Consider the following 22,052-nt stretch of genomic DNA (forward strand, 5'->3'; position numbering starts at 1 on the left):
AAAAAAATAGACCACCTCCTTAGGCAAAAGGTGTGGTCTATTTTGGGTGTCTAACTATTCAATTATTTGGTAGCTGCTTTAATAGCGTCATCAGCCTTTTTCTTGATCGTCTCTACCGTTTTGTCAAGCGGTTGAACGTTCATAAAGTATTTCTCTGCTTCTTCCATCAATGCTTTTCTTTGCTCAGCTATTGCTGTCGTTTTCGTAGTCAACTTATACGTATAGTTACCTTTAAGCACACTCATGAACGAATCTTTATCAAAGTACTGACCTTTATCCGCAATGATAATATCCGCGACTTTATTAATGTCGGACTTCAGGTTACTCGGAATGCGTCCACCAGCAACCATTTCCAAGTTGCCTTCTTTCAAGTACCAATCTAAGAACTTCATCGCTGCTTCCTTGTTTGCACTTTTCGCATTAATGGAAATGTAATCACTAAATCCGCCGCCATTCACATTTTTACCTTTTTCCATTTGCGGTACAGGTGCGAAAGCTACTGTGAATTTACGATCTGGATATGCTTTATCATCCTTGATATATCTAAACAAATACGTTCCCGAATACACCATAGCCGTTCTACCTTTTAGCAACTCATCTTGCGGTTGAAGCTTATTGGCTATGGCCTCTGCATATGGAACCATCGCTTTTGCATCCAGTAACTGCTTTTGTACCTCTAAGCCTTTCTTTAAAGCTGGATTATTCAAGTTGGAGGTGCCATCTGCTGCGAAGTAAGCATTTGTTGGCTGCGCCGACATCAGCACGTCATACGCAACAGGCTCCCACGTTGGATTCAAGTAAGCACCGATTTGTCCTGATTTCGTCAGCTTCTTCCCAAGAGCCACGTACTCATCCCAAGTCCAATCTGTTGGAATTTTCTCGCCAGCGGCATCTAACATCGACTTATTGAAGAACATGACCTGTAAGCTTTTCGCTCCTGGTAGATAATACGTTTTATTGTCCTTCTTAATCAGATTATTGGCGCCAATGATACCATTAACATCAAAATTGACCTTCTTAATCAGATCATCTAGTGGCTCAGCCATGCCTGACGTGATTCTTCGATCCAAGTTGGCATCGCTGTATGAAACGTATAGATCAGGTGCGTCATTCGTTGAAAGTAAAGCGGTCTCAAGCTTCGTATTACCAGGCTCATCATTTACGAATCGCACATATTCAACTTGAATATCTTTATTAGCCGCATTCCATTTATCCACGACAGCTTTAGGACCACTTTCTTCAGGAACGCCACCCCAGAACTTTAACTTCACTGTTTTTGCAGGTGCTGCTGGTGTTGCCGTTGCTGCTGCTGACGTAGCTGCAGCGGTCGTAGTGCTTGTACCACCATTGTTCGTTTCTGTTTTACCACAAGCGCTCAAAGCTAACGACGATAACATCGCAACTGACAAGCCAATAACTGAAAGCCTTTTCATTTAGTATTTCCCCCTCAACTTAATTTGACCACATTTCAGTTATACCAAATGGCGTGACAACTTCGAATGGGAGATTCTATAGACTTCAAGTGTTTTTCTTAGATTCGTATTTATTTACCCAATATCATTTTGCGATATTCCAGCGGAAATACCCCTTCAGTCTTCTTGAAATATTTACTAAAATGGTTCGAATCTCCATACCCGACCATTTCACTGATTTCATATATTTTATACGTAGGATCAGCTAAGAGCTCACGAGCCCGCTTCATCCTCACCTTGGTTATATAGTCAACAATTTTATCGCCTGTTTCTTTTTTAAAGAGAACACTTAGATAATTCTCAACAAACCCGATTCGCTTAGCCAATTCAGATACCTTGATGGAGTGATTGAATTCCTTATGAATGATATCGATCACTTCTTGAATTTCTGGCCGATAACGTCCAGCTGCGACATTTTGTTTATCTGAATAAAACATATGCTTATCAAGATCATGAAACTTGCGATCCAAGCTCATCTCAGCTGCTTCATAGGCGCGATGTAATTCATAAATCGTACAGGGTTGAGAAATACCGAAGCTAAGCGATACACGAGCATAAGTAGTCGAAGCATCGCGCATTTCCTCCAAAGTGATCTCAGAGAAGCCGCTTAGAATCAAGGCGAACTTACCATTTAACGTTTCTACTAACTCGCCTCCGCCATTCTTCTTCATGATTTCCTCCAAAATATTACCCACGGTATAGCTCAGCAATTGTTCACTTTTGAACCTATTCTCCTCATTGACCCGCCGATACTCATCAATCGAAATGCAAACAACGCGATAAGGCGGCTCGCCACATTGCAAATCCAATTCCTTCAGTAAAGCATCCGTTTCCAGTTTCGAACTGTGTTTCATTAATACATTCTGCAGTTGTCCCCGCTTAACGCCACTTTTTAACTGCACCACCTTCGAGACGAGTTGCTCTTTTTCCGATTGCTGAATGCGCGAATTTTCAATCTCCTCACCAATTCGCTTGCATTTCTCAAGCAACTCCTCTGGCACCCAAGCTAACTTGAGCATGTAGTCAACTGCACCTAATTGCAAAGCTTTTTGTACATAATTAAAATCATTATAATTAGATAAAATCATACACCGTGTATGCGGCCACTCCCTCGTTATGTTCGTCATTAATTCAATGCCGTCCATCTCTGGCATACGAATATCCATAAGCACAATATCGCAGGGAAATCTCTCAAGCAGAGCCAAGGCCTCTACCCCGTTCTCAGCTTCGCCGATCACTTCAAACCCATGTGCCTCCCATGGAATTAGCGTTTTTAGAGATAATCGTACCAAAATCTCGTCATCTACAATTAATATCCGTATCATAGCGTCGGCTCCTTATTTATGAATGGTAATTGGATACGGGCTTCTAACCCGCATTCCTCAAGTTGATGTAAGGTAATGCCGTAGGAAGCACCAAAATATAGCTTGATTCGTTGGTCTACATTTCCAATTCCAATACCGCTATATTTGGCATGTGAGGGGGTTAACCCCTCCTGAATGCTTATTAATTCCTCTGGAGCTACACCTTTGCCGTTATCTTGAATGGAGATGGTATATCCTAAACGATCCTCCTGCCAATACGCATGAATCTGAATATGTAAGGGCAATCGCCCCCCATGTATAAGACTATTCTCTACAAGGGGTTGAAGGCTAAATTTCAAGACATAGCTATCCAAGAGGTCCTCGGGAACATCCATAGCAATACTGATGTTGTCATTATATCTAATTTTCTGCAAATACATATAAAGCTCTAAATATTCTAATTCTTGTCGAAGTGTGACATAGTGATGCTGCTGCTTCATTGAGAACTCCAGAAGCTTACCTAATGCTGTTATCATGTCACTCACATTGCGATTCGTATTAGACAACATGGCCATAAGTTTAATAGAGTTCAGTGTGTTGAACAGAAAATGAGGATTAATTTGTGCCTGCAACGCTTGAAAATGGGCTTCCTCTTTCTTCTGCTGTTCTTCCACGACATGGGACATCAGCTCTTGAAGCTTGACTGTCATGCGATTAAAGCTATTACCTAGAAGCGATATCTCATCTCGCCCTTTTACCCGAACAACCGTCTTAAAATCCCCTGCTCCAACTAACCCCATGGAATGCAGAAGTGAATAGATCGGCTTGGTAAATCGCAGCAGGAAATAGATAAATAACAGAATGGCAGCAGCAAAAAACAACAAAATACTAAGAATAGATTTGGTTTTCGACTTGTTTAACTGAGCAGTAAATTGATCATTGGGTATAAACGTCAGCAAACTCACACCTAATATAGAAACTTTAGCTTCATTGACCAAATAGGTGTTTCCGTCATGATTAAAGCGCATGCCCTGATCTTTGGCTCGATTTAACTCTAATATTTGTTCATCTGTGAAATTTGAAAACGCATTACCTTGCGTGTCCATGAACCGCCCTTCATGGTCTCTCATCATCATATCCGGCAAGCTTGGAGAAGACGATTCACGCTTTCCGAAGAAAACCTCCCACGGTACACCTACACTGATAACTCCCACACTTTTCAAACCAGTAGCGTCTCGTACAGCTCTGGATATCGTGACATAGCTGCTCGAAGTGCCTGCGTCGGCATAGCCAAATTGCGGGTTAAGTTTGTAAAACAATGTCCAAATCGGATATCCCATCTGCTTATTTGCAGCGATATACCATGGTTCCTGAATGAGATTTGCGTAATTATTATCAATGTTAAAATCATATAACGTACTGAGCGCCAGCTGATTATTATCTAGATAGATGAGGAAGGCCCTGGTATCCAGGAGTAAATCTCGTATGGTCCCCAGTGACGTTTGTACCCTTTTAATCGTCGAATAGGATTGATAGTCATTCTTCCAATTAGATAGCTTGGAGATATCACTTTGTTTCACATCAGACTCTACAAAAGCTGTTGCTTTAATCATTTTACCAAGCAAATCGTCAATCCCTTTCGCCTTACTTTCAACCAATTCTTGATTGGTCGTATATACTTCTTTCTCTAGCAAACTCTTTGAAGAATACGTATAAGAGAGGAAGATAAATAAGATAGGTACAACGATTAAGATAATAAACGTAAAAATCAACTTGCCTCTAATGGAGTGGATGATATATTTAATGCCTTTCATGCTGCTCCTCCGTCCCCTTAAAAATGCCCTATAAAATCAGTTTACATGAATGCCTTCCTTTGCAACAGGGAGATTCTTAACTTTTACCGTGTAATTCTAAGAGGATTTCGAATCACCGTGAAAACAAACAGACTGTTTAGCCTTATTCGCTAAACAGTCTGGTCTAGTTATTAAGTTTAGTGCCTGTCTTCCTTATTTTTTACATTGCGAAGGACTGTAGTACTTGAACTGTTTGAAGATGCGAATAAAATAATTAATGCTACCAAAACCTACACGATCCGCTGCCTCAGTCACCGATATATCCGTTGTTCGTAACAAATGTTCCGCCACGTTTACCCGGTGCAAATTGACGAATTCTACGAATGTACGTCCAGTTAAGCGTTTGAACGTTTTGCAAAAATGATGGATGCTCATATTGACCATTTGTGCAGCCTCTTCCAAAGCGATGTGCCTTGCGTAATTCTCTCGAATGAATGCAAATAATAGGTCAAAACTCTTCGTTCGTCTCCGGTCATCCCAAAGCTGATTGTCCCTCTGCGCTATCCCCTCAAAATGAACATTCCGTCTGACTGCTGCTGTCATAATCAATTGTAAATACGAGCGAACAGCTAACTCGTAGCCAAGCTTCCTCTCTTCAAACTCACGAATTATTTGAAGAACAGCTTGTTCAAATTGTCCATAGTCCGGGTCTTCAGAGCTCAGTTTTACAGGAAATCGCTTTTGCCCTAACATAAATGGCAAGATCAGGGCACCATATAAAGGATCACCTGCGTCACTACTGAACAACGACTTATTAAAAACAATTGCATAATAGTCAACATCCATATTGTTAACGGAATAACCGGAATGCAGCTCACCAGAATGTACAAAAAGCAAGTCACCAGGCGAACTTTCGTAGGGACTCCCTCCAATATCAAAAACGGCATGCCCTTTTACTAGATAAATAATCTCTAAGTGATCATGCCAGTGTAAATAGAGCACTCGTTCTCCTGCACTATAATTATGAAATACGTTGATAGGGAATTGTTTTTCAGGCAAATATGTCATCTCTTTAAGTTCCTGATTAGCCGTCACTTGTTCTTCCCCCCACACGATAACAAAATAGTGCAACTTTTCAACACGATCATGTATAGAACAGAATTTCTTATTTCGTTATCCTTATTATATACATCTACTAGGAGGAATTCATCTTATGAAAGCAATAAGAATTGTCCAAGCTGGTTGCGGTGGCATGGCGAATGCATGGATTCAATACGCTTTAGAACGTCAAGATGCGGAACTTGTTGCCTTTGTAGACATCTATGAGGAAGCTGCGAAGAAAATGAATGAGAAATATGGATTGTCCCTCCCATGGTACGCCTCTGTCGAAGAAGCAATCAGACAATCCAATGCTAACGTTGTTTTTGATTGTACAATTCCAACAGCTCACAAAGCCGTTGCGACAGCTGCGCTGGATGGTGGATGCCATATCCTTAGTGAGAAGCCGATGGCCTCTACATTAGAGGAAGCTGAACAACTTGCTGATTTGGCAAAATCCAAACCCGAATTACAATATGCGATTATGCAAAATCGTCGCTATCTGAAGGATATCCGAGCGCTGCGTGGACTCATCGCACAAGATGTTATAGGTCATGTGAACTTCGTTACCGCAGACTTTTTTATCGGTGCTCACTTCGGAGGTTTTCGAGATGCAATGAGCAGCCCACTCATTCTAGATATGGCTATACATACGTTCGACCAAGCTCGTTTTATCATCCAAGCAAATCCCGTATCAGTATACTGCCATGAGTTTAATCCCAAGGGCTCTTGGTATGAAGGAAATGCTGCCGCCGCTTGTATATTTGAATTCGATAATGGCGCGGTCTTCACTTACAACGGTTCTTGGTGCTCTGAAGGAGCTCCTACCTCATGGGAAGCTGCTTGGCGTATCGCAGGCAATAAGGGAACAGCCATTTGGAACCAAGCAGCGCCTTATGCCGAAATTGTTGCACCAGGCCAAGATAATAAATTTATCTACGACTATCAACGGGTTGAGGCGCCTTATGTTTGGACGGGGCGTGAAGGTCACACAGGCTGCCTGGATGACATGTTTCAAGCTATTCTAGAAGGACGGCAGGCTGAAACCGCCTATTCGGATAATATTTTTAGCACGAAAATGGTATTTGGTGCAATCGAGAGTGCGAAGACAGGGCGAAAGGTGACTCTCTAGGGTTTCTTATATCTCCCATAGCCTCGGTGTGATTTGTACATACACCGAGGCTATACGATTCTCCACTTCCCGCAATCTAACTGGATTTTCTCCATCTATTTGAAGCGGAATCCTCCAATTCGAAAGGTTAACTGTATTTCAAATCCCACAAACACATCGTCAAATTGCTCTTGCGTTGAAAGTACTAGCTAATCGCCCTGTCAAATCCTCTGTGTAAAGCGGTTTGCTGAAGAAATACCCTTGCATTTCATTGCATCCTCTGTTTTTAAGAAACTCGAATTGTTCCTCTGTCTCCACACCTTCAGCAATGACTTCTAAGTTTAAACTTTGAGCCATGGCAATGATAGAAGCTGCGATCGCAGACTCTCCTTGCGCTGATGTAATATCATTGACAAACGATCGGTCAATTTTCAAGCGATCGATGGGAAAATTCCGGAGGTAGCTTAGTGAAGAATAACCTGTACCAAAATCATCAATGGACACTTGGATGCCAAGCCTCTTCAATTCTTCCAGTGTTCCGATCACTTGCTCAGCATTTTGCATAGCAACACTCTCTGTGATTTCAAGCTCTAAATAGGCAGGATGTAGTCCCGTTTCCTTCAAGATATCAGCAACAAGCTGGACAATGTTCGATTGTTTAAATTGATAAGCGGACAAATTGACCGCTACCCGCATAGGAGGATATCCAGCGTCTTGCCATACTTTATTTTGTAGACATGCTGTTCGTAGGACCCATTCTCCAAGAGGGATAATAATACCCGTTTCCTCTGCGAGCGGAATGAATTCAGCCGGTGATATCAGTCCCCTTTTGGGATGCTTCCACCTAACAAGGGCTTCCACACCTGTTACTTGCCCCGTCTCGAACTGAAGCTGAGGCTGATACATCAAGAGTAACTCATTGCGTTCCGATGCTTTACGTAGTTCTTGCTCCATCATAAGCCGTTCCGATGATTGGATACTCATGATGGGTGTAAAGAATTCATATTGATTACGATGGCTTTCCTTCGCTCTATACATGGCCGCATCGGCATTCATCATAAGCGTTTGAGCATCCTGTCCATCGTTTGGGAAAAGACTAATGCCTATACTCGTAGTTACCGAACACTCATGACCTTCAATGCAAATAGGACGGTTAATAACTTCAATAATTCGTTTTACAATATGAAGGATAAAGCTCTCCTGTTTGAGAACTGGCAATAAGATCGTAAACTCATCCCCACCCATACGAGCTATCGTCCCCTGCTGACCCAAACAGGTTAGAAGGCGTTGAGCAATCGTCTGCAACAGCATGTCACCAAAGGCATGCCCCAAGGAGTCATTGATATATTTAAACCGATTCAGATCCAGAAACAAAACCGCTAGTTGATGTCCCCCCCGTTCTGCTTGCTCCAACCCTTTATTTAGATGATCTTTGAACAATCGACGGTTCGGGAGATCTGTCAGCGCATCATGATAGGCCATATGATTAATTGTTTCCTCCGCTTGTTTATGCTCCGTAATATCTTTACCGATCGCAAAAACACCGACCACCTTGCTGTCGACGATGATAGGCACAAACCGAATTTGCAAATCAACCCGAAATCCACGTTTGTGTGTGATCGAAGCCTCAAAGGAGGAGGACTTTCCATTTTTCGCACGTATAAATGACTTCAAGTAATTAGAATTAGGAGCAGCTCTCAATAGATGGGTACCTGTCGTGCCCACGATTTGATTAGCTGAATAACCAGTAATTTGCTCTGTTGCTGGGTTTATCGCTGTAACATGCCCTTCCAATTCAAATGAACAAACTAAATCGGGATTATGATCTACTAACGATTTATAACGAAATCGGCTCTCCTCCAGCATTCTCTCCGAATCTTTGCGAACGGTAATGTCTCGAATGATACCTCGGAAACCAACTGGATCTCCCCCATCCCCTTCCTGTATAAGCATGATAGAACCCTCCACGCGCTTGCGTGTGCCATCGGCTCGAATAACCTCCCACTCCACACAATTGACAGCTATACCCGAATGGGCTGCCCATTGATACGTTTGTTTTAGATTTTTCGCATCATCTGCCCCCATAAAATCAGCAATTTGACATCTTTTCAACTCATTTTTATCTTTTTTACCGAGAAGCTCTACCAGAGACTGATTACCAAAAGTAAAATTTCCGATCATATCTATTTCATAATAGCCGTCCTGCATGCTCTCTAAGGTTGAGCGAATCTTCTCTTCCTCTCGCAACAACTGCGATGCCTCCATCTGATTCACTTTCACCATATCTCGCTGAATCATGTGATACAGCAAGCATGCCGTCGCTATCATTAACGTACTGACGAATAGATAGGGAACACCTAGCTTGAAAGCTAATTGCAGCATACAAGCGAGTAGCATATACATGGAAACAATACGAAATGAAATTTTTCTTCCTTCTGCTTTTTTTCTAATGTCTAGCAGCTTATCCATACTTATGTACCCCTGTTCTATAGATGTTCAGCAAGCATATGCAGGAAATAATCAATGAGCTTAATCCCAATGAAGGGAAAAATAATACCACCTAACCCGAATACCGTTAAATTCCGGCTTAACAATTGGTTTGCACTCATCGGCTTGTAAGTAACCCCTTTTAATGCGACAGGAATTAACAGAGGGATGATAACCGCGTTAAATATCAAGGCTGAAAGCACGGCAGATGTTGGAGAATGCAAATTCATAATATTAAATACCTGCAGCTCCGGCAGATTGCTCGCAAACATGGCAGGTATAATGGCAAAGTATTTAGAAAAATCATTGGCAATGCTAAATGTGGTCACGGCACCGCGTGTAATAAGTAGCTGCTTGCCTATGGAAATCACATCTAGAATTTTCGTGGGATCCGAATCGTAATCAACCATATTGGCTGCCTCTTTAGCGACTAGTGTTCCGCTGCTCATGGCAATGCCTACGTCCGCCTGAGCTAGAGCAGGAGCATCGTTGACCCCATCCCCCGTCATCGCGACGAGCTTTCCTTCGCTTTGCTCTGCACGAACAATCCGCAATTTATCCTCCGGTTTACTCTCAGCATAATAAGCATCAACGCCAACTTCATTCGCAATCGTCGCGGCAGTTAGCGGGTTATCCCCTGTACACATGATGGTTCTAATCCCCATTTGATGCAGCGATTCCATTCGTTCCCGAATGCCAGGTTTAATCGTATCCTTCAAGTAAATAAGCCCAAGAATATGATTATCCTTGCTCACAGCTAGAGGCGTCCCGCCTTCTCTGGCAATAAAATCGCTTTGCTCCTTTATCTCCTCAGGGATAAATCCACCCCTTACTGTGATATAACTGCAGATGGCACTAACTGCCCCTTTTCGGAAAAAGCAGCCATTCAGGTTTAACCCGCTCATTCGCTCTTCTGCTGTAAAAGCAATGACTTCGCCCTTATAAGCTCTGAGCTTACTTGTCATGTGATGTTGCTTAGCGAGCTCCACGATGGACCGTCCTTCCTGGGTGTCATCAAACAACGAAGTAAGAACCGCAGCTTCCATGAGCTCCTCGGAGGATACACCTGCTGCGGGATAGAATGCTGCTGCCATTCGGTTACCGAAGGTGATCGTACCTGTTTTATCTAGAATAACAGTATGAATATCACCAGCTGCCTCAACAGCCTTCCCTGATTTCGCCAAAATGTTAATCCGCGTGACACGGTCAATCCCTGAAATGCCTATGGCGGATAGAAGTCCCCCAATGGTCGTAGGAATCAAGCACACGAGTAGTACAATTAACGTTGACACTTCCAATTGTACGCCGACAAATTTGGCTAATGGATACAACGTTACGACGACAATTAAGAAGATGAGAGTTAGTACCGTAAGTAGGGTCGTCAGTGCGATTTCATTCGGTGATTTCTGCCGTCTCGCTCCTTCCACCATTTGAACCATCCGATCCAAAAAGGAATGCCCGGGGTCAACGGTAATTTCCACCTGAATCCAATCGCTGGTCACGAGGGTACCACCAATTACTGAATTCTTATCACTGTTCGCTTCTTTAATAACGAAAGCCGATTCACCATTAACGGAAGATTCATCAATGGCTGCAATGCCTTCCACAATCATGCCATCACCCGGAATCAAATCACCCATTTCAACCAATACACGGTCACCTTTGCGTAATTCGTTTCCGGCAACGACCTTTATGCTGCCATCTTTCGATAGCAGCTTGGCCTTTAATTCCTTTCTGGTTTTAATTAAGCTGTCCGCGTGTGCCTTCCCTCTTCCTTCAGCCAACGCTTCAGCCAAATTCGCAAATAAAATCGTAATTAATAAAATAATAAATACAGTGAGGTTATATCTGATCTGTGTCTCGGTATGAAAATAATGCGGAAACAGCAGCAATAAACCAATAACAAAAGTGGCCGTTTCCAACACGAAAAGCACGGGATTTCTGATCATTAATCTTGGATTTAATTTCAGTACACTATCATATATGGCTCTAATGACCACTTTTGAATGAAAAGATTGCTGCCATCTTTGATTCATGAAAACCACCCTAGAAAGAGATATACGCCCCAGAATGCTCAAATAAATAATTGCGATCACTTAGAAAACTCAAATCTTCTTTCTGATATGCGCGAGATGCATGTTCAAGCTTTTTGGACAGATCACTTAGTGCTGATTTGATTAAATGTGTGCGTACTTCTCCCCATGCCTCTTGTCTCTGATGAGCGTACTGTATGCCATCTGTCAGGTTCAGTCCTTTGAGTTTCTGAAAAACAGTTGCCCATTGTACAAAATCTCCCTTTAGATTGCCACATGGAATTACGAATTGCCCTAAACCGCATGTTCCAAGATTCGTTGAAATCGTCAGTAAACCGCAATGACAGTCATCACCATGTTCGGGCTGCAGCTTATCGGATAATTCACAATCGAATTGAAAACATTCAATACGGGTAATTCTACATGCTTGCGTACATTCATCGGATTCTCTTACTAGAGTCAGGGGTTCGGGATACATAATAGATTCACTCTCCTCAAATTGTGAACAACAAAAAGAAGCCAAAGAGCAGAGAAACTCTACTCTCGGGCTTCAAAGTCGCATAAGCGCGCTAAGGAAGACTCGAAAAGAAGGTAGTTCTCTCCCAATTCGCTTACGAGGTTAGCTGTCGGATTCGGGCTTGGAAGTGCCCTACTTTGGCAAGCTATGCCTGCTTTAGATTCACCCCGAGAAACCGATTCTATCTCCGATCGGCTTCGGTTGGTTCCCCCGTTTTCCTTGCGGAAACTCAGCGTTTTGCTTCACATCTGTTGTTGTTGAATCGAATGTTACGCCGATTGCTCATAAATGTAAAATGCGTTGGAGACACTTATTTCGCAATCTGTGGCATTCAGCGCTTATGAAAGCGCGTCCAATTAGAAATCATTTGCATTATCGATAGAAATGCTTCGGTTTTCTTTCGTTTTTGCCTACTTTCACAATAATTAGGCTAGTGGCAAACCGACTTTGATAAAGTCGCCAGGTTTGTTTTTATTCAATTTTTATACGTTTGCTAGCCATTCTTTACCCCATTTTTACCCGGTTCAACGTTACAATTATGACATATTCGCTTACAACCGACTTTGAGATTAAGTCAAAAGGAGAAATGTCATGACTTCCTCCCCCCATTATTATTTAGGGATAGCCCCTCATTTGTTAAATCCAATTGATTTGCATTACGAATGGTTTGGTGTCTTATGGCTTGAAGAAGAAAATCATTTTCCCATTATTGTTGGTTACTGGTTTTCTAAAGAAAGGTCCGAAATTACACAAGATGCCACCCTGTCAGGATTCTCAACATGGACCGAAATATCCGATCATCAACTGATTATGAGAATGTACCAATCTATTAGAAACAAGCAGAAAAAACAAGATTGGGAGCATCGCACTCGCTTATCCCTTCGCACTATTTTCAATTCACCTTGGAATGAGGTTTCTCCAGGGTTATATATCATTAAATCCCGTGACACCTACCCCCTTCATGTTTCAGCCATTCTGAAGAAGAAATTCTTTGTTTGGTTAGAACATGCAGCCGTTTGTGAAACCAAGGAAGAGCTTCAAGTGTTTATGCAGCGCGTGCGTGAAGAGCATCAGATGGAAATCTCAATGAAAAACACAAAGCCGAAGTTCCTCTAAGGGAGGAATTTCGGCTTTGTGTTCTATTTCTTTAAGTGATATGGCACCATAGTTAAACAAGATATCGTTCCGCAGGTACCAGAACGCCACCCCGTTCATGATCAATACCTTGATAACTAGTTGGCAAATTCGGATCTCCACCCACGTATTCGGGAAACTTCGGATAAGGGAAAACAGGTCTCTGAAAGCTGATCCCATTCGGAGCAAAACTATCCTTGAACGCCGTTGCGATTAATTTCTCTGGTGCGTTTCCATGTTCCACCCAAGCAACGAGTGCGTTTAACATATCATGTTCGCTATCTAGCTGATCACTTTGGGCACCGCCAAGACCAATATCGTTCAACCCCGGACCGCCTCCACAGTGTCCCATTCCCGGGACAAGAAAAAACCGAAAAAAATCTTGCGTTTGAGCTAATCCACCCTGAGCTTCCATAACCCGTTCGTAATAGTGAAGCGCATCTTGATACGGAACAAGTGGGTCTGACAACCCTGTGTACATCACTATTTTCCCGCCTAGTGCTTTCATCGCACTTAAATCAGGATTATTTGCATTTAGAAGCGGAGCCAATCTTTCATTTAATACATCCAAGTCGTGGTCAAAATCAAATGTCCTATAATCAAATTCTGCACCGAACACCCAACGAAACATATAAAGCAGCGATGAGGGCAAGCGCTCGGGATCTTGTTGAAGATCTAGCCCCCCTGAGCAATTCTCGCTCCCATAGGGAAATGGCGTATAGATCTGTTCTCCGGTTCGCGGATTAGTTGGACCCGCATAGATCTTCTTCAGTGCCAACACTTGGGCATTCGTAAGCCCCTTGTCGTTAGCTAGATTGCTGCGATTTGAAATCGTGTCAGGATCGAAACCGCATTTCCTTGGATCGGTCAAAAAGTTATCTGCAGGAGCACCGCCATCTTTTCCCTGCCATTGCTCGATCACCGCATTTGTTATTGCATCTATGGTTTCTTTTAAGAAAAATTCACCATCAAGCACCTGATTCACGGCTTTATAATTCCACAGGAATCCAGCGTGCAGGTGCGTGCGATTGTTAGCTGGAGCTCCAGCAAGGATGCCGTTATAATCGTCCGGATACCGCTGTGCTTCCATCAATGCTTGTTGACCGCCAGTCGAACAGCCTACGAAGTAAGCGTAACTAGCTGGTCTTCTGTAGTACATGGCGATGATTTCCTTCGCGACAACTGTCATCTCATGTGTTGCACGATAGCCGAAATCCGCCCAACGTTCTGGTTGACCAATGGCTGCATCGACATGAGGGGAAGTGCCTAAGTCTGTGTTAGCCGTTGCATACCCTCGCCGTAATCCGAAAGCAAGGCGAGCATAAGCGATGGCGCCAGCACTCCCTCCATTGCCCGTGCCGAGGAATTTGCCGTTCCATGTCTCTTGAGGCAGCCAAACCTCTACGTGGATATTCGATATGGGAGTTGGCTTCAGTTGCATAGCAACACGGCAAAATGCAGGAAGATCAGATATAATTCCACCGTCCGGAAGTGTAAAATTCCCTTCAGGCACCATTTCAACACATGTAATCGTACACCCTTCGATGTTGGCATCTTTGAACATAGCTTCCATCATAGATACAACCTCCTTTACTCCTAAAGATTCGAGCTACTGTGCGGTATAACCTCCATCAATCACAATGGCTTGACCGGTTATTCCCTTTGCATGCTCTCCAGCAAGAAACAAGGCATATTCCGCGATTTCGTTCATCTCTAGTAGACGGCGTTGCGGAACCAGCGGTAGGATGACCTTCTCTAAAGCTAACTGAGGCGAAGTGTTATGTAGAGCGGCTACATCATGTAATTGCTCCCTTACCAAGGCCGTATCTACGTAACCAGGACAAAGCGCATTGACCGTTATTCCGTGTGCAGCTGTCTCTAAAGCAACCGCTTTGGTCAATCCAATTACGCCATGCTTGGCGCTATTATAGGCCGTTTTACCAGCAAAGCCGACCAATCCGTTAATCGATGAAATGTTAATAATTCTTCCGAATTGTTGTCTTTTCATAATGGGAACAACCAGCTTCGTCGTGATGAAGGGAGCTGTGAGCATGATTTTAATCATCAGTTCGAATGTTTCCGTCGGAAAATCTTCAATCGGAGAAACAAACTGCATTCCCGCGTTGTTAATCAGAATGTCCAATGTTCCCCATATCCTCTCGATGTGGCGAATTGCTGCGGCGATCTCAGCTTCCGATGTAACATCCAGTTGAATGCCATGGACATCCAGCCCTAATAACTGTAACTGTTCCGCTGATTTCACAACAGCACTGCTATCCTTATCTGTTAAAATGACGGTCGATCCAGACTCGGCAAATCTTTTCCCGATTTCAAATCCAATTCCCCTTGCGGAGCCTGTAATCACAACAATTCGATTAGGCAACACCAACTTCACCCCCATTTAATAAGCGTTCAAAATAAGGTTTTCCGCAATACGAAGCGTCGGTTCTGTCATGCCTTGAATATCGTCAGACGTGTATCCTTCTGCAACTTCCATCAGCACAAGTCCTTGTTCGGTAACATCGATGACCGCACGATCTGTAATAATCCGATTCACAACCCCTTTGCCAGTCAAAGGTAAACGGCAGTGTCGCAATATCTTCGGTTGGCCATCTTTATTCACGTGATCCATAATGACAACGATGCGTCTTGCTCCATGAACAAGGTCCATAGCGCCGCCCATTCCTTTGATCATCTTGCCGGGAATCATCCAATTCGCAAGATCTCCGAATTCCGACACTTCCATTCCACCGAGAATGGCCAGATCAATGTGCCCGCCTCTAATCATGGCAAATGAATCGGAGCTATCGAAATAAGCGGCTCCCGCAATGGCCGTTATTGTTTCTTTCCCGGCATTGATTAAATCCGGATCAATTTGATTTTGCTTCGGATAAGGGCCTATTCCGAGTAGCCCGTTCTCAGATTGAAGCATCACTTGCTTACTGCTTGGGATAAAGTTGGCTACCAATGTAGGAATACCGATGCCAAGATTGACATAGAATCCGCTTTCAATCTCCTTCTCAGTGCGGATGGCAATTCTTTCACGAACGGACCAAGCTTTCATCGTCATCCTCCCCTGCCATATATGCATTACAGCTCATTGCTGATGGTTATTTTCTCAATTCTCTTCTGTTGTTGACCGACGATTAGTGATTGCACGTAGATACCCGGCGTATGAATATTTGCGGGATCAAGCTGCCCTGCTTCAACTAATTGCTCTGTCTCCACGATCGTTTTGCGCCCTGCCGCAGCCATTAGCGGGTTGAAATTCCGTGCTGTTTTGTTGTATATCAAATTCCCCATCTTATCGGCAACGGCTGCTCGAATAAGGCTGAAATCAGCTGTTAATGCTTCTTCCATCACAAAGGTTTTTCCATTGAACACACGAGTTTCTCGATGTGCTTCAAGATCAGTTCCAACGCCTGCCGGGGTATAAAAGGCAGGGATTCCAGCGCCTCCTGCTCTTATTTTCTCTGCAAGTGTTCCCTGCGGCAGAAGTTCTACTTCAATTTCCCCCGTGAGGAGCTGGTGTTCAAATTCTTTATTCTCTCCGACATAAGAAGCGATAATCTTCTTGATCTGCTTATTATGAAGCAGCAAACCCAGTCCCCAGTCATCGACACCACAGTTGTTGGAAATGACCGTTAAATCCCGTATTCCGCTTCTTGCGAGTGCCATTATCAAATTTTCGGGAATGCCTACCAGTCCGAACCCCCCAACCATGAGCGTGGAACCATCTTTAATTTCCGCAACCGCTTCATCAAACGATGTGACTATACTTTTCATGTCAACGTATCCTCCTAACCATGCAAATAGCGCTCCACAATAACGGAAATGCCCTGTCCACCGCCGATACATAGCGTAGCTAGTCCGTACTGGGATTCCCTCCGCATCATCTCATAGAGAAGTGTCACCATAATTCTTGCACCGCTGGCACCAATCGGATGTCCTAGTGCAATCGCACCGCCGTTAACATTAAGTGTATGATCATCCAAATCAAAATGTTTCGAAAAGACGAGTGATTGTGCAGCGAATGCCTCATTCGCTTCTACTAAGTCTATATCTTGTATCGTCAATCCAGCTTTTCTCAAGGCTTGCTCAGTAGCTGGAATAGGACCAATTCCCATATAGGCAGGGTCTACGCCTACTACTGAGCTTGAACGAATAAGAGCCATTGGCCGAATCCCAAGGGATTGTGCTTTCGCATGGCTCATCAAAACGAATGCCGCTGCTCCGTCATTAATGCCGGAAGAGTTGCCCGCGGTAACCATACCATCTTTGTGAAATGCCGGGCGAAGCTGCGATAATGCTTCCATGTTTGTGTCAGGTCGCAAGTATTCATCCTGATCCGCGCGGATCGTGCTTCCTTTTCGTCCTGGAACGTGTACAGGCACAATCTCCGCTTTGAACCTTCCCTCAGCTGCAGCCGATGCAGCTTTTCTTTGACTCCCCAAGGCGTACCTATCCAGTTCTTCTCGAACCAAATCGTATCGCGTGCACAGATTTTCTGCGGTTATTCCCATATGATAATCATTGTGGGCGCACCATAAGCCATCTTTTAGCAAACCATCCACCAGCACTTGGTCACCCATACCGAAACCAGTCCTCGCCCCCTGGAGCAAATATGGCGCTTGACTCATATTCTCCATCCCGCCAGCTACCACAATATCGTTCTCCCCGCTCCGGATGGAGAGATAGCCCACTTGAAGCGCCTTAAGTCCGGAGCCGCATACCTGATTGATGGTTGTTGCGGGTACTTCTGTGGACAAACCTGCTAGAAGAGACGCCTGCCTTGCCGGATTCTGACCTAGACCCGCTTGCAGGACATTGCCCATCACGATTTCTTGCACCAAACGATGATCGATATTCGCACGTTGGATGGCTGCCTGAATAGCTGTTGCTCCAAGCTGAACAGCGGATATGTCTTTAAATATCCCCTGCCATTTGCCAATCGGTGTTCGGGCTGCACTTACGATGGCAACCTCCGTTTCATGCATATGAGATTTCATCTCCTTGACTACAAGTTCTCTATCCTCCATTGAAAAATGGAGCGTTTACATAAAAGTGTACAGCACAACTATTTATGAGTAAAATGACAATAATGAATACTATTTATTCCATATTCGAATAAATGGAAGTGGGGAATTCGGGATGAATTTTCAGCATTTAAGCTATTTTATTGAAGTAGTTCGACAGGAAAGTTTTTCAAAAGCGGCTCACATTTTGCACATTTCACAGCCTACCTTAAGTAAGATCATGAAGAACCTTGAAGACGAGCTTGGCGTTATCTTGCTCAACCGTTCAACGAGACATATTCAATTAACCGCTGATGGAGACATTTTTCTGAAATTTGCCCTTTTAACGCTGTCCATGGCCGATGATCTTCAGGTATCCCTGAATGATGGAAAGCTTCTAAAGAAGGGGAAATTATCTTTAGGACTTCCTCCGGTAATTGGGGTCAGTTTCTTTCCAGAGATTATTGCGCAATTTCGCGCCCTCTACCCCGGTGTTCATATTCAACTGATTGAAGAGGGTGGGAAAATCGTAGAACAATTGTTACGAGAGGCCAAGATCGATTTAGGCGTGGTCGTGCTTCCTATAGATGAACAGCATTTTGATTTTCTTCCACTTGTCGAGCGTCACCTATCGTTAATTGTGAACTCGAATCATCCTATCGCTGAAAAACAAACCGTTCAATTGTCGGAGTTGCGGAATGAATCATTTATTTTATTCAAGGAGGGCTTCTCACTCCACGATCGGGTACGTGAGGCTTGTATTCAGGAAGGATTTGAACCCATCATATCTTTTGAAAGCTCACAATGGGATTTAATTAGTGAAATGGTAGGTGCCGGGTTAGGCATCGCTCTGCTGCCTGATACTGTTGTTGGAAGAATGAATACCCGGACTGTCACCGTGCTTCCTAAGACCTTTCCCCAAATTAACTGGGATTTAGCCTTAATATGGAGCAAACACCATTATCTTTCACATGCAGCAAGAGTGTGGATTGAATTTATGAAGGATCAGTTATATATTAGTAAAATAAGGAAGGACTTTTGACCCAGACTAATAATGACTATGATTACTTAGAGGGTGTAAAATGAATTTTTTTGCATGGATGGATATTATCTTATTTTTCGTTTTATTTGTTTTATTCGTATATGTATTCGTGTCCGTTACCATCACTAGCTTGCATAAAGTTTATTTAACCTTCCATTTTTCAATGATGCTTTGGCCACTCTGCCAGTTTGCTATTAAAATGGTGGATGCTCCTAACGTTCAACTCATTTATCTAAAACTATCCTTTGTTGACACGTGTCTGCTTGCCGTTGGTTGGCTTCTCTTTACACTTTTCCTCACCGGACAGTCACGATTTCTGAGAACGAAAATATCATTACTGCTTTATGTTCCAGCTCTCCTAGCAGCAACCTGCGTGATAATGAATCCTAATGGCAAATTCGTTCTACCCTTGCAAGGAAGTTACATCCATAGGTATTATGGACCGCTTTTTTGGTGTATCATTACGATCTTGATTGGCTATATTATCGTTTCGCTATCGATTATGAGTCGCGTATTACTATCCGACAAGGCACCTCGTATCAAGACGCAAGTTAAGCAAGTGCTAAAAGGTATTATCGTAATGACCCTATTTATATTATTAGATGTCATCTTAAACGTTGTCCTATATTCCTTTCTACCCGTCATTCCAGGATTGACCTCATTTGGTGTTCTACTTTCTGCTATTTTCTTTGTCATTGCCATTCATCGCGATAAAGTATTTGATATTGTGAACATCGCCCATCAAGATATTATTGATACCATCGATTATGGCATTCTGGTACTCGATGATAATGACATCGTTGTAGAAATAAATCGCTCTCTATTACCTCATCTCGACTTGCCCATAGGTATCCGTTTTGATATCGCTAACATTCTCACCAAGGGACAGTCAAGCAGACATATAGATTCATTCCTCCAAACGTACCTCAATTTTCCTATGGAGAGATCTGCAATCGAAATGAAATTCGCTGATGGCCGCCATATCAACATGCAAACCGCACCTATCACGGTTAACCGTACAAGGGTTGGACGAATCATCACATTTCAAGATGTGAGTGAACTTCATCGCCTCATGGAAGCAACAAACCTTCAGAACGAAATCCTACAAGAACGTAATCGATCGTTAATAAAAATACAAGATGAACTGTCTCAAACCAATCAGAAACTCGAGCACATGGCCATAACCGATGGTTTGACAGGTATTTATAACCGCCTCTATCTGACACAAAAGTTAGAGGACGAAGTGTTACATCATATAAAGTATCAAATGCCGTTTGCGGTCATTTTATTAGATATCGACTATTTTAAGTTAATCAATGACAATTATGGACATGTAGTCGGTGATCAAATGATACAAAGCACTGTGGACGTAATCAAACAGACCCTGAGGCCAACTGACATTTTTGCGCGTTATGGCGGGGAGGAATTTTTCATTTTTTTACCGCAAACAAGCCAAGCACAGGCAAAATCCTTAGCTGAACGTGTCAAAACCACAGTTGAATCTAATAAGTTGATAGCGAAGAAAATACCTTATTCCTTATCCATCACGATAAGTATTGGTCTACTATCTATTCATAATTTCACCTTAGAACATACAAGAAATCCCAGTACGTATTTAAACGAATTGCTTGAAGCTGTGGATAAAGCCTTATATATGGCAAAAGAAGATGGCCGTAATCGGATTGTCAGCATCGCAAAATAATGCTCCTTTGCTAACCGCTAATGGCTGCCTATTCTATTATTAATTGTTTAATAGATTGGTATTTGGGGTAAGTAGCTGTATGCCATAGTCGTCAAGGCGGCTTGCTAACACTCAACTACCCAGGAGGGATTACCATGAGCAAACATATTATCGGCGTGTTCAACACGGAAGAAGAAGCGATTCGCGTCATTAACCAATTGAAAGCAGAGGGATATCAATCGGACGAACTCTCTGTAGTGGGCCGCAACCGCGATAATTTGGACCACATCGAAGAAGCGACCGAGACCAAAGCGGAAGAAGGCCTTGCAACAGGTGCAGCGACAGGCGGCGTGTTAGGCGGGGTGACAGGTCTGCTCGTGAGTATCGGCGCATTGGCAATTCCCGGGCTAGGCCCTATTCTTGCAGCAGGCCCAATTGTAACGGTCTTAACAGGTGCAGCTGTCGGGGCAAGTGCAGGCGGACTGGTCGGCGGCTTGATCGGACTCGGTATCCCCGAGAAGGATGCGATGTATTATAACGAATTTGTGCAAAACGGCAAAGTACTCGTCCTCGTTGACAACGATGGCGACCGCGCCAATCTGGCTTATCGGATTTTCCGCGACCACAATTCGCTCAATGCGCATAAGTACAGCCCGGACTATAGTTACGTAAGCGACACAGGCGCCGTCAAAGACCGCTATCGCAGTAACTTGTAGAGTCGTTATGGTCGTAGTGCTGGTGTATGAAATGCTCATAGCATGGCATGCCGACAGTATAACGAAGCCACCTGCTTATCTTGAGGGATACGCAGGCGGCTTTTTGCTTTGGCATGCAACTTGCCATACTTGGTGAATCTTACTGAGGTCATATAACATACAATCAGGCCAGCATCCTGTCGGACGCTAGCCTGATTGTTATTAATCCCTATCGCCCCATGATGGCGCTGCCTGAGCTATGATGGTCTGAGAAATCGCTCGTTGATTTACCTCTTTCCCACACATCGGCATACGTGGAGTCTTTCTTGAATTCTTCCAACGCAAAGGCACAGGAAGGGATGATTTTACGCCCTTTGTCACGGGCTTCGCTGACGACCATGTCCAACAATTGTTTACCTAGTTGACGACCACGATAACGCGGATCCACGTAAGTATGATCAATGACCCAAGTTCCAGCTTCGACCAGCCTGAAAGTAATCTCACCAACCGTACCAGACAGCGTGCTGAGGATGTAGGCGTTCCCTTGTTTTTGGAGGACAATTTCCTCCTCCGTTTCGTGAAACGTGTTGTTAGCTTCCATAGGAAACACCTCCTGAAGGATGAATGCTTGCTTCCATTTATTACCCTTTAGGAGAGTCGGTGAAACCAC

18 protein-coding genes and 1 riboswitch are annotated in these 22,052 nt (G+C 43.5%); of the genes, 5 read left to right on the forward strand and 13 right to left on the reverse strand.

Going from position 1 to position 22,052, the window contains the following annotated elements; all coding sequences use genetic code 11:
• Positions 1-62: 62 nt before the first annotated feature.
• The 4 genes from AC58QT_RS10350 to AC58QT_RS10365 all read right to left on the reverse strand — a co-directional run bounded on the left by AC58QT_RS10350 (position 63) and on the right by AC58QT_RS10365 (position 5,664).
• The gene (locus AC58QT_RS10350) at positions 63-1,433 is read right to left on the reverse strand and encodes an ABC transporter substrate-binding protein (protein ID WP_497408888.1); all 1,371 of its coding nucleotides are present in this window, start codon (positions 1,431-1,433) and stop codon (positions 63-65) included.
• A gap of 110 nt (positions 1,434-1,543) precedes the next feature.
• Positions 1,544-2,797, reverse strand: a complete 1,254-nt coding sequence (locus AC58QT_RS10355) for a response regulator transcription factor (RefSeq protein ID WP_497408889.1) — start codon at positions 2,795-2,797, stop codon at positions 1,544-1,546.
• Positions 2,794-4,590 carry a cache domain-containing sensor histidine kinase gene (locus AC58QT_RS10360; RefSeq protein WP_497408890.1) on the reverse strand — a complete coding sequence of 599 codons (1,797 nt, stop codon included), beginning with the start codon at positions 4,588-4,590 and terminating at the stop codon, positions 2,794-2,796. The genes AC58QT_RS10355 and AC58QT_RS10360 overlap by 4 nt, the downstream gene beginning before the upstream one ends.
• A 192-nt stretch (positions 4,591-4,782) precedes the next feature.
• Positions 4,783-5,664 (reverse strand): AraC family transcriptional regulator, encoded by an 882-nt coding sequence (locus tag AC58QT_RS10365; protein ID WP_497408891.1) that lies wholly within the window; start codon positions 5,662-5,664, stop codon positions 4,783-4,785.
• Between the two features lie 118 nt (positions 5,665-5,782).
• Between AC58QT_RS10365 and AC58QT_RS10370 the strand changes: the two genes are divergently transcribed.
• Positions 5,783-6,799 (forward strand): Gfo/Idh/MocA family protein, encoded by a 1,017-nt coding sequence (locus AC58QT_RS10370; protein ID WP_497408892.1) that lies wholly within the window; start codon positions 5,783-5,785, stop codon positions 6,797-6,799.
• Positions 6,800-6,958: 159 nt separating this feature from the next.
• Here AC58QT_RS10370 and AC58QT_RS10375 read toward each other — a convergent pair whose 3' ends face one another.
• From AC58QT_RS10375 to AC58QT_RS10385, 3 genes are read right to left on the reverse strand one after another with little or no spacing between them, the layout of a single operon-like run.
• Positions 6,959-9,247 carry a sensor domain-containing protein gene (locus AC58QT_RS10375; protein ID WP_497408893.1) on the reverse strand — a complete coding sequence of 763 codons (2,289 nt, stop codon included), beginning with the start codon at positions 9,245-9,247 and terminating at the stop codon, positions 6,959-6,961.
• A 17-nt stretch (positions 9,248-9,264) separates the two neighbouring features.
• Positions 9,265-11,301, reverse strand: coding sequence for a potassium-transporting ATPase subunit KdpB (kdpB, locus tag AC58QT_RS10380; RefSeq protein WP_497408894.1), 2,037 nt, complete (start codon positions 11,299-11,301; stop codon positions 9,265-9,267).
• Positions 11,302-11,311: 10 nt separating this feature from the next.
• Positions 11,312-11,776, reverse strand: a complete 465-nt coding sequence (locus AC58QT_RS10385) for a hypothetical protein (protein ID WP_497408895.1) — start codon at positions 11,774-11,776, stop codon at positions 11,312-11,314.
• A 114-nt stretch (positions 11,777-11,890) separates the two neighbouring features.
• A riboswitch (cyclic di-AMP (ydaO/yuaA leader) is annotated at positions 11,891-12,060 on the reverse strand.
• A gap of 388 nt (positions 12,061-12,448) precedes the next feature.
• Here AC58QT_RS10385 and AC58QT_RS10390 point away from each other — a divergent pair.
• Positions 12,449-12,931, forward strand: coding sequence for a hypothetical protein (locus AC58QT_RS10390; protein ID WP_497408896.1), 483 nt, complete (start codon positions 12,449-12,451; stop codon positions 12,929-12,931).
• 52 nt (positions 12,932-12,983) lie between these two features.
• Here the strand turns inward: AC58QT_RS10390 and AC58QT_RS10395 are convergent, their stop codons facing one another.
• Genes AC58QT_RS10395 through AC58QT_RS10415 form a run of 5 tightly spaced genes read right to left on the reverse strand, consistent with a single transcriptional unit; the run spans position 12,984 to position 17,946 of the window.
• Positions 12,984-14,525 carry a tannase/feruloyl esterase family alpha/beta hydrolase gene (locus AC58QT_RS10395; protein WP_497408897.1) on the reverse strand — a complete coding sequence of 514 codons (1,542 nt, stop codon included), beginning with the start codon at positions 14,523-14,525 and terminating at the stop codon, positions 12,984-12,986.
• Positions 14,526-14,558: 33 nt separating this feature from the next.
• A complete protein-coding gene (locus AC58QT_RS10400; RefSeq protein WP_497408898.1) occupies positions 14,559-15,335 on the reverse strand; it encodes a 3-hydroxybutyrate dehydrogenase in 777 nt (258 codons plus the stop codon).
• Positions 15,336-15,350: 15 nt separating this feature from the next.
• Positions 15,351-16,019, reverse strand: coding sequence for a 3-oxoacid CoA-transferase subunit B (locus AC58QT_RS10405; protein WP_497408899.1), 669 nt, complete (start codon positions 16,017-16,019; stop codon positions 15,351-15,353).
• Between the two features lie 20 nt (positions 16,020-16,039).
• Positions 16,040-16,735 (reverse strand): CoA transferase subunit A, encoded by a 696-nt coding sequence (locus tag AC58QT_RS10410; protein ID WP_497408900.1) that lies wholly within the window; start codon positions 16,733-16,735, stop codon positions 16,040-16,042.
• Between the two features lie 14 nt (positions 16,736-16,749).
• Entirely contained in the window at positions 16,750-17,946 is a 1,197-nt protein-coding gene (locus tag AC58QT_RS10415) for an acetyl-CoA C-acetyltransferase (protein ID WP_497408901.1), read from the reverse strand.
• A gap of 154 nt (positions 17,947-18,100) precedes the next feature.
• On the opposite strand from AC58QT_RS10415, the gene AC58QT_RS10420 reads away from it, so the two are divergent.
• The 3 genes from AC58QT_RS10420 to AC58QT_RS10430 all read left to right on the forward strand — a co-directional run bounded on the left by AC58QT_RS10420 (position 18,101) and on the right by AC58QT_RS10430 (position 21,403).
• Entirely contained in the window at positions 18,101-19,006 is a 906-nt protein-coding gene (locus AC58QT_RS10420; protein WP_497408902.1) for a LysR family transcriptional regulator, read from the forward strand.
• A gap of 40 nt (positions 19,007-19,046) precedes the next feature.
• Entirely contained in the window at positions 19,047-20,708 is a 1,662-nt protein-coding gene (locus tag AC58QT_RS10425) for a histidine kinase N-terminal 7TM domain-containing diguanylate cyclase (RefSeq protein ID WP_497408903.1), read from the forward strand.
• 134 nt (positions 20,709-20,842) lie between these two features.
• Entirely contained in the window at positions 20,843-21,403 is a 561-nt protein-coding gene (locus tag AC58QT_RS10430; protein ID WP_497408904.1) for a general stress protein, read from the forward strand.
• A gap of 208 nt (positions 21,404-21,611) precedes the next feature.
• Here AC58QT_RS10430 and AC58QT_RS10435 read toward each other — a convergent pair whose 3' ends face one another.
• The gene (locus AC58QT_RS10435; RefSeq protein WP_497408905.1) at positions 21,612-21,983 is read right to left on the reverse strand and encodes a GNAT family N-acetyltransferase; all 372 of its coding nucleotides are present in this window, start codon (positions 21,981-21,983) and stop codon (positions 21,612-21,614) included.
• Positions 21,984-22,052 lie beyond the last annotated feature (69 nt).

The sequence above is a fragment of the Paenibacillus sp. J31R109 genome (genome assembly GCF_059692055.1).

What these genes read in the sequence shown, in the direction of transcription:
- AC58QT_RS10350 (WP_497408888.1), bottom strand. Translation starts at nt 1,433, where the DNA reads ATGAAAAGGCTTTCAGTTATTGGCTTGTCAGTTGCGATGTTATCGTCG.
- AC58QT_RS10355 (WP_497408889.1), bottom strand. Translation starts at nt 2,797, where the DNA reads ATGATACGGATATTAATTGTAGATGACGAGATTTTGGTACGATTATCT.
- AC58QT_RS10360 (WP_497408890.1), bottom strand. Translation starts at nt 4,590, where the DNA reads ATGAAAGGCATTAAATATATCATCCACTCCATTAGAGGCAAGTTGATT.
- AC58QT_RS10370 (WP_497408892.1), top strand. Translation starts at nt 5,783, where the DNA reads ATGAAAGCAATAAGAATTGTCCAAGCTGGTTGCGGTGGCATGGCGAAT.
- AC58QT_RS10375 (WP_497408893.1), bottom strand. Translation starts at nt 9,247, where the DNA reads ATGGATAAGCTGCTAGACATTAGAAAAAAAGCAGAAGGAAGAAAAATT.
- kdpB (WP_497408894.1), bottom strand. Translation starts at nt 11,301, where the DNA reads ATGAATCAAAGATGGCAGCAATCTTTTCATTCAAAAGTGGTCATTAGA.
- AC58QT_RS10385 (WP_497408895.1), bottom strand. Translation starts at nt 11,776, where the DNA reads ATGTATCCCGAACCCCTGACTCTAGTAAGAGAATCCGATGAATGTACG.
- AC58QT_RS10395 (WP_497408897.1), bottom strand. Translation starts at nt 14,525, where the DNA reads ATGATGGAAGCTATGTTCAAAGATGCCAACATCGAAGGGTGTACGATT.
- AC58QT_RS10405 (WP_497408899.1), bottom strand. Translation starts at nt 16,019, where the DNA reads ATGACGATGAAAGCTTGGTCCGTTCGTGAAAGAATTGCCATCCGCACT.
- AC58QT_RS10410 (WP_497408900.1), bottom strand. Translation starts at nt 16,735, where the DNA reads ATGAAAAGTATAGTCACATCGTTTGATGAAGCGGTTGCGGAAATTAAA.
- AC58QT_RS10415 (WP_497408901.1), bottom strand. Translation starts at nt 17,946, where the DNA reads ATGCATGAAACGGAGGTTGCCATCGTAAGTGCAGCCCGAACACCGATT.
- AC58QT_RS10420 (WP_497408902.1), top strand. Translation starts at nt 18,101, where the DNA reads ATGAATTTTCAGCATTTAAGCTATTTTATTGAAGTAGTTCGACAGGAA.
- AC58QT_RS10425 (WP_497408903.1), top strand. Translation starts at nt 19,047, where the DNA reads ATGAATTTTTTTGCATGGATGGATATTATCTTATTTTTCGTTTTATTT.
- AC58QT_RS10430 (WP_497408904.1), top strand. Translation starts at nt 20,843, where the DNA reads ATGAGCAAACATATTATCGGCGTGTTCAACACGGAAGAAGAAGCGATT.
- AC58QT_RS10435 (WP_497408905.1), bottom strand. Translation starts at nt 21,983, where the DNA reads ATGGAAGCTAACAACACGTTTCACGAAACGGAGGAGGAAATTGTCCTC.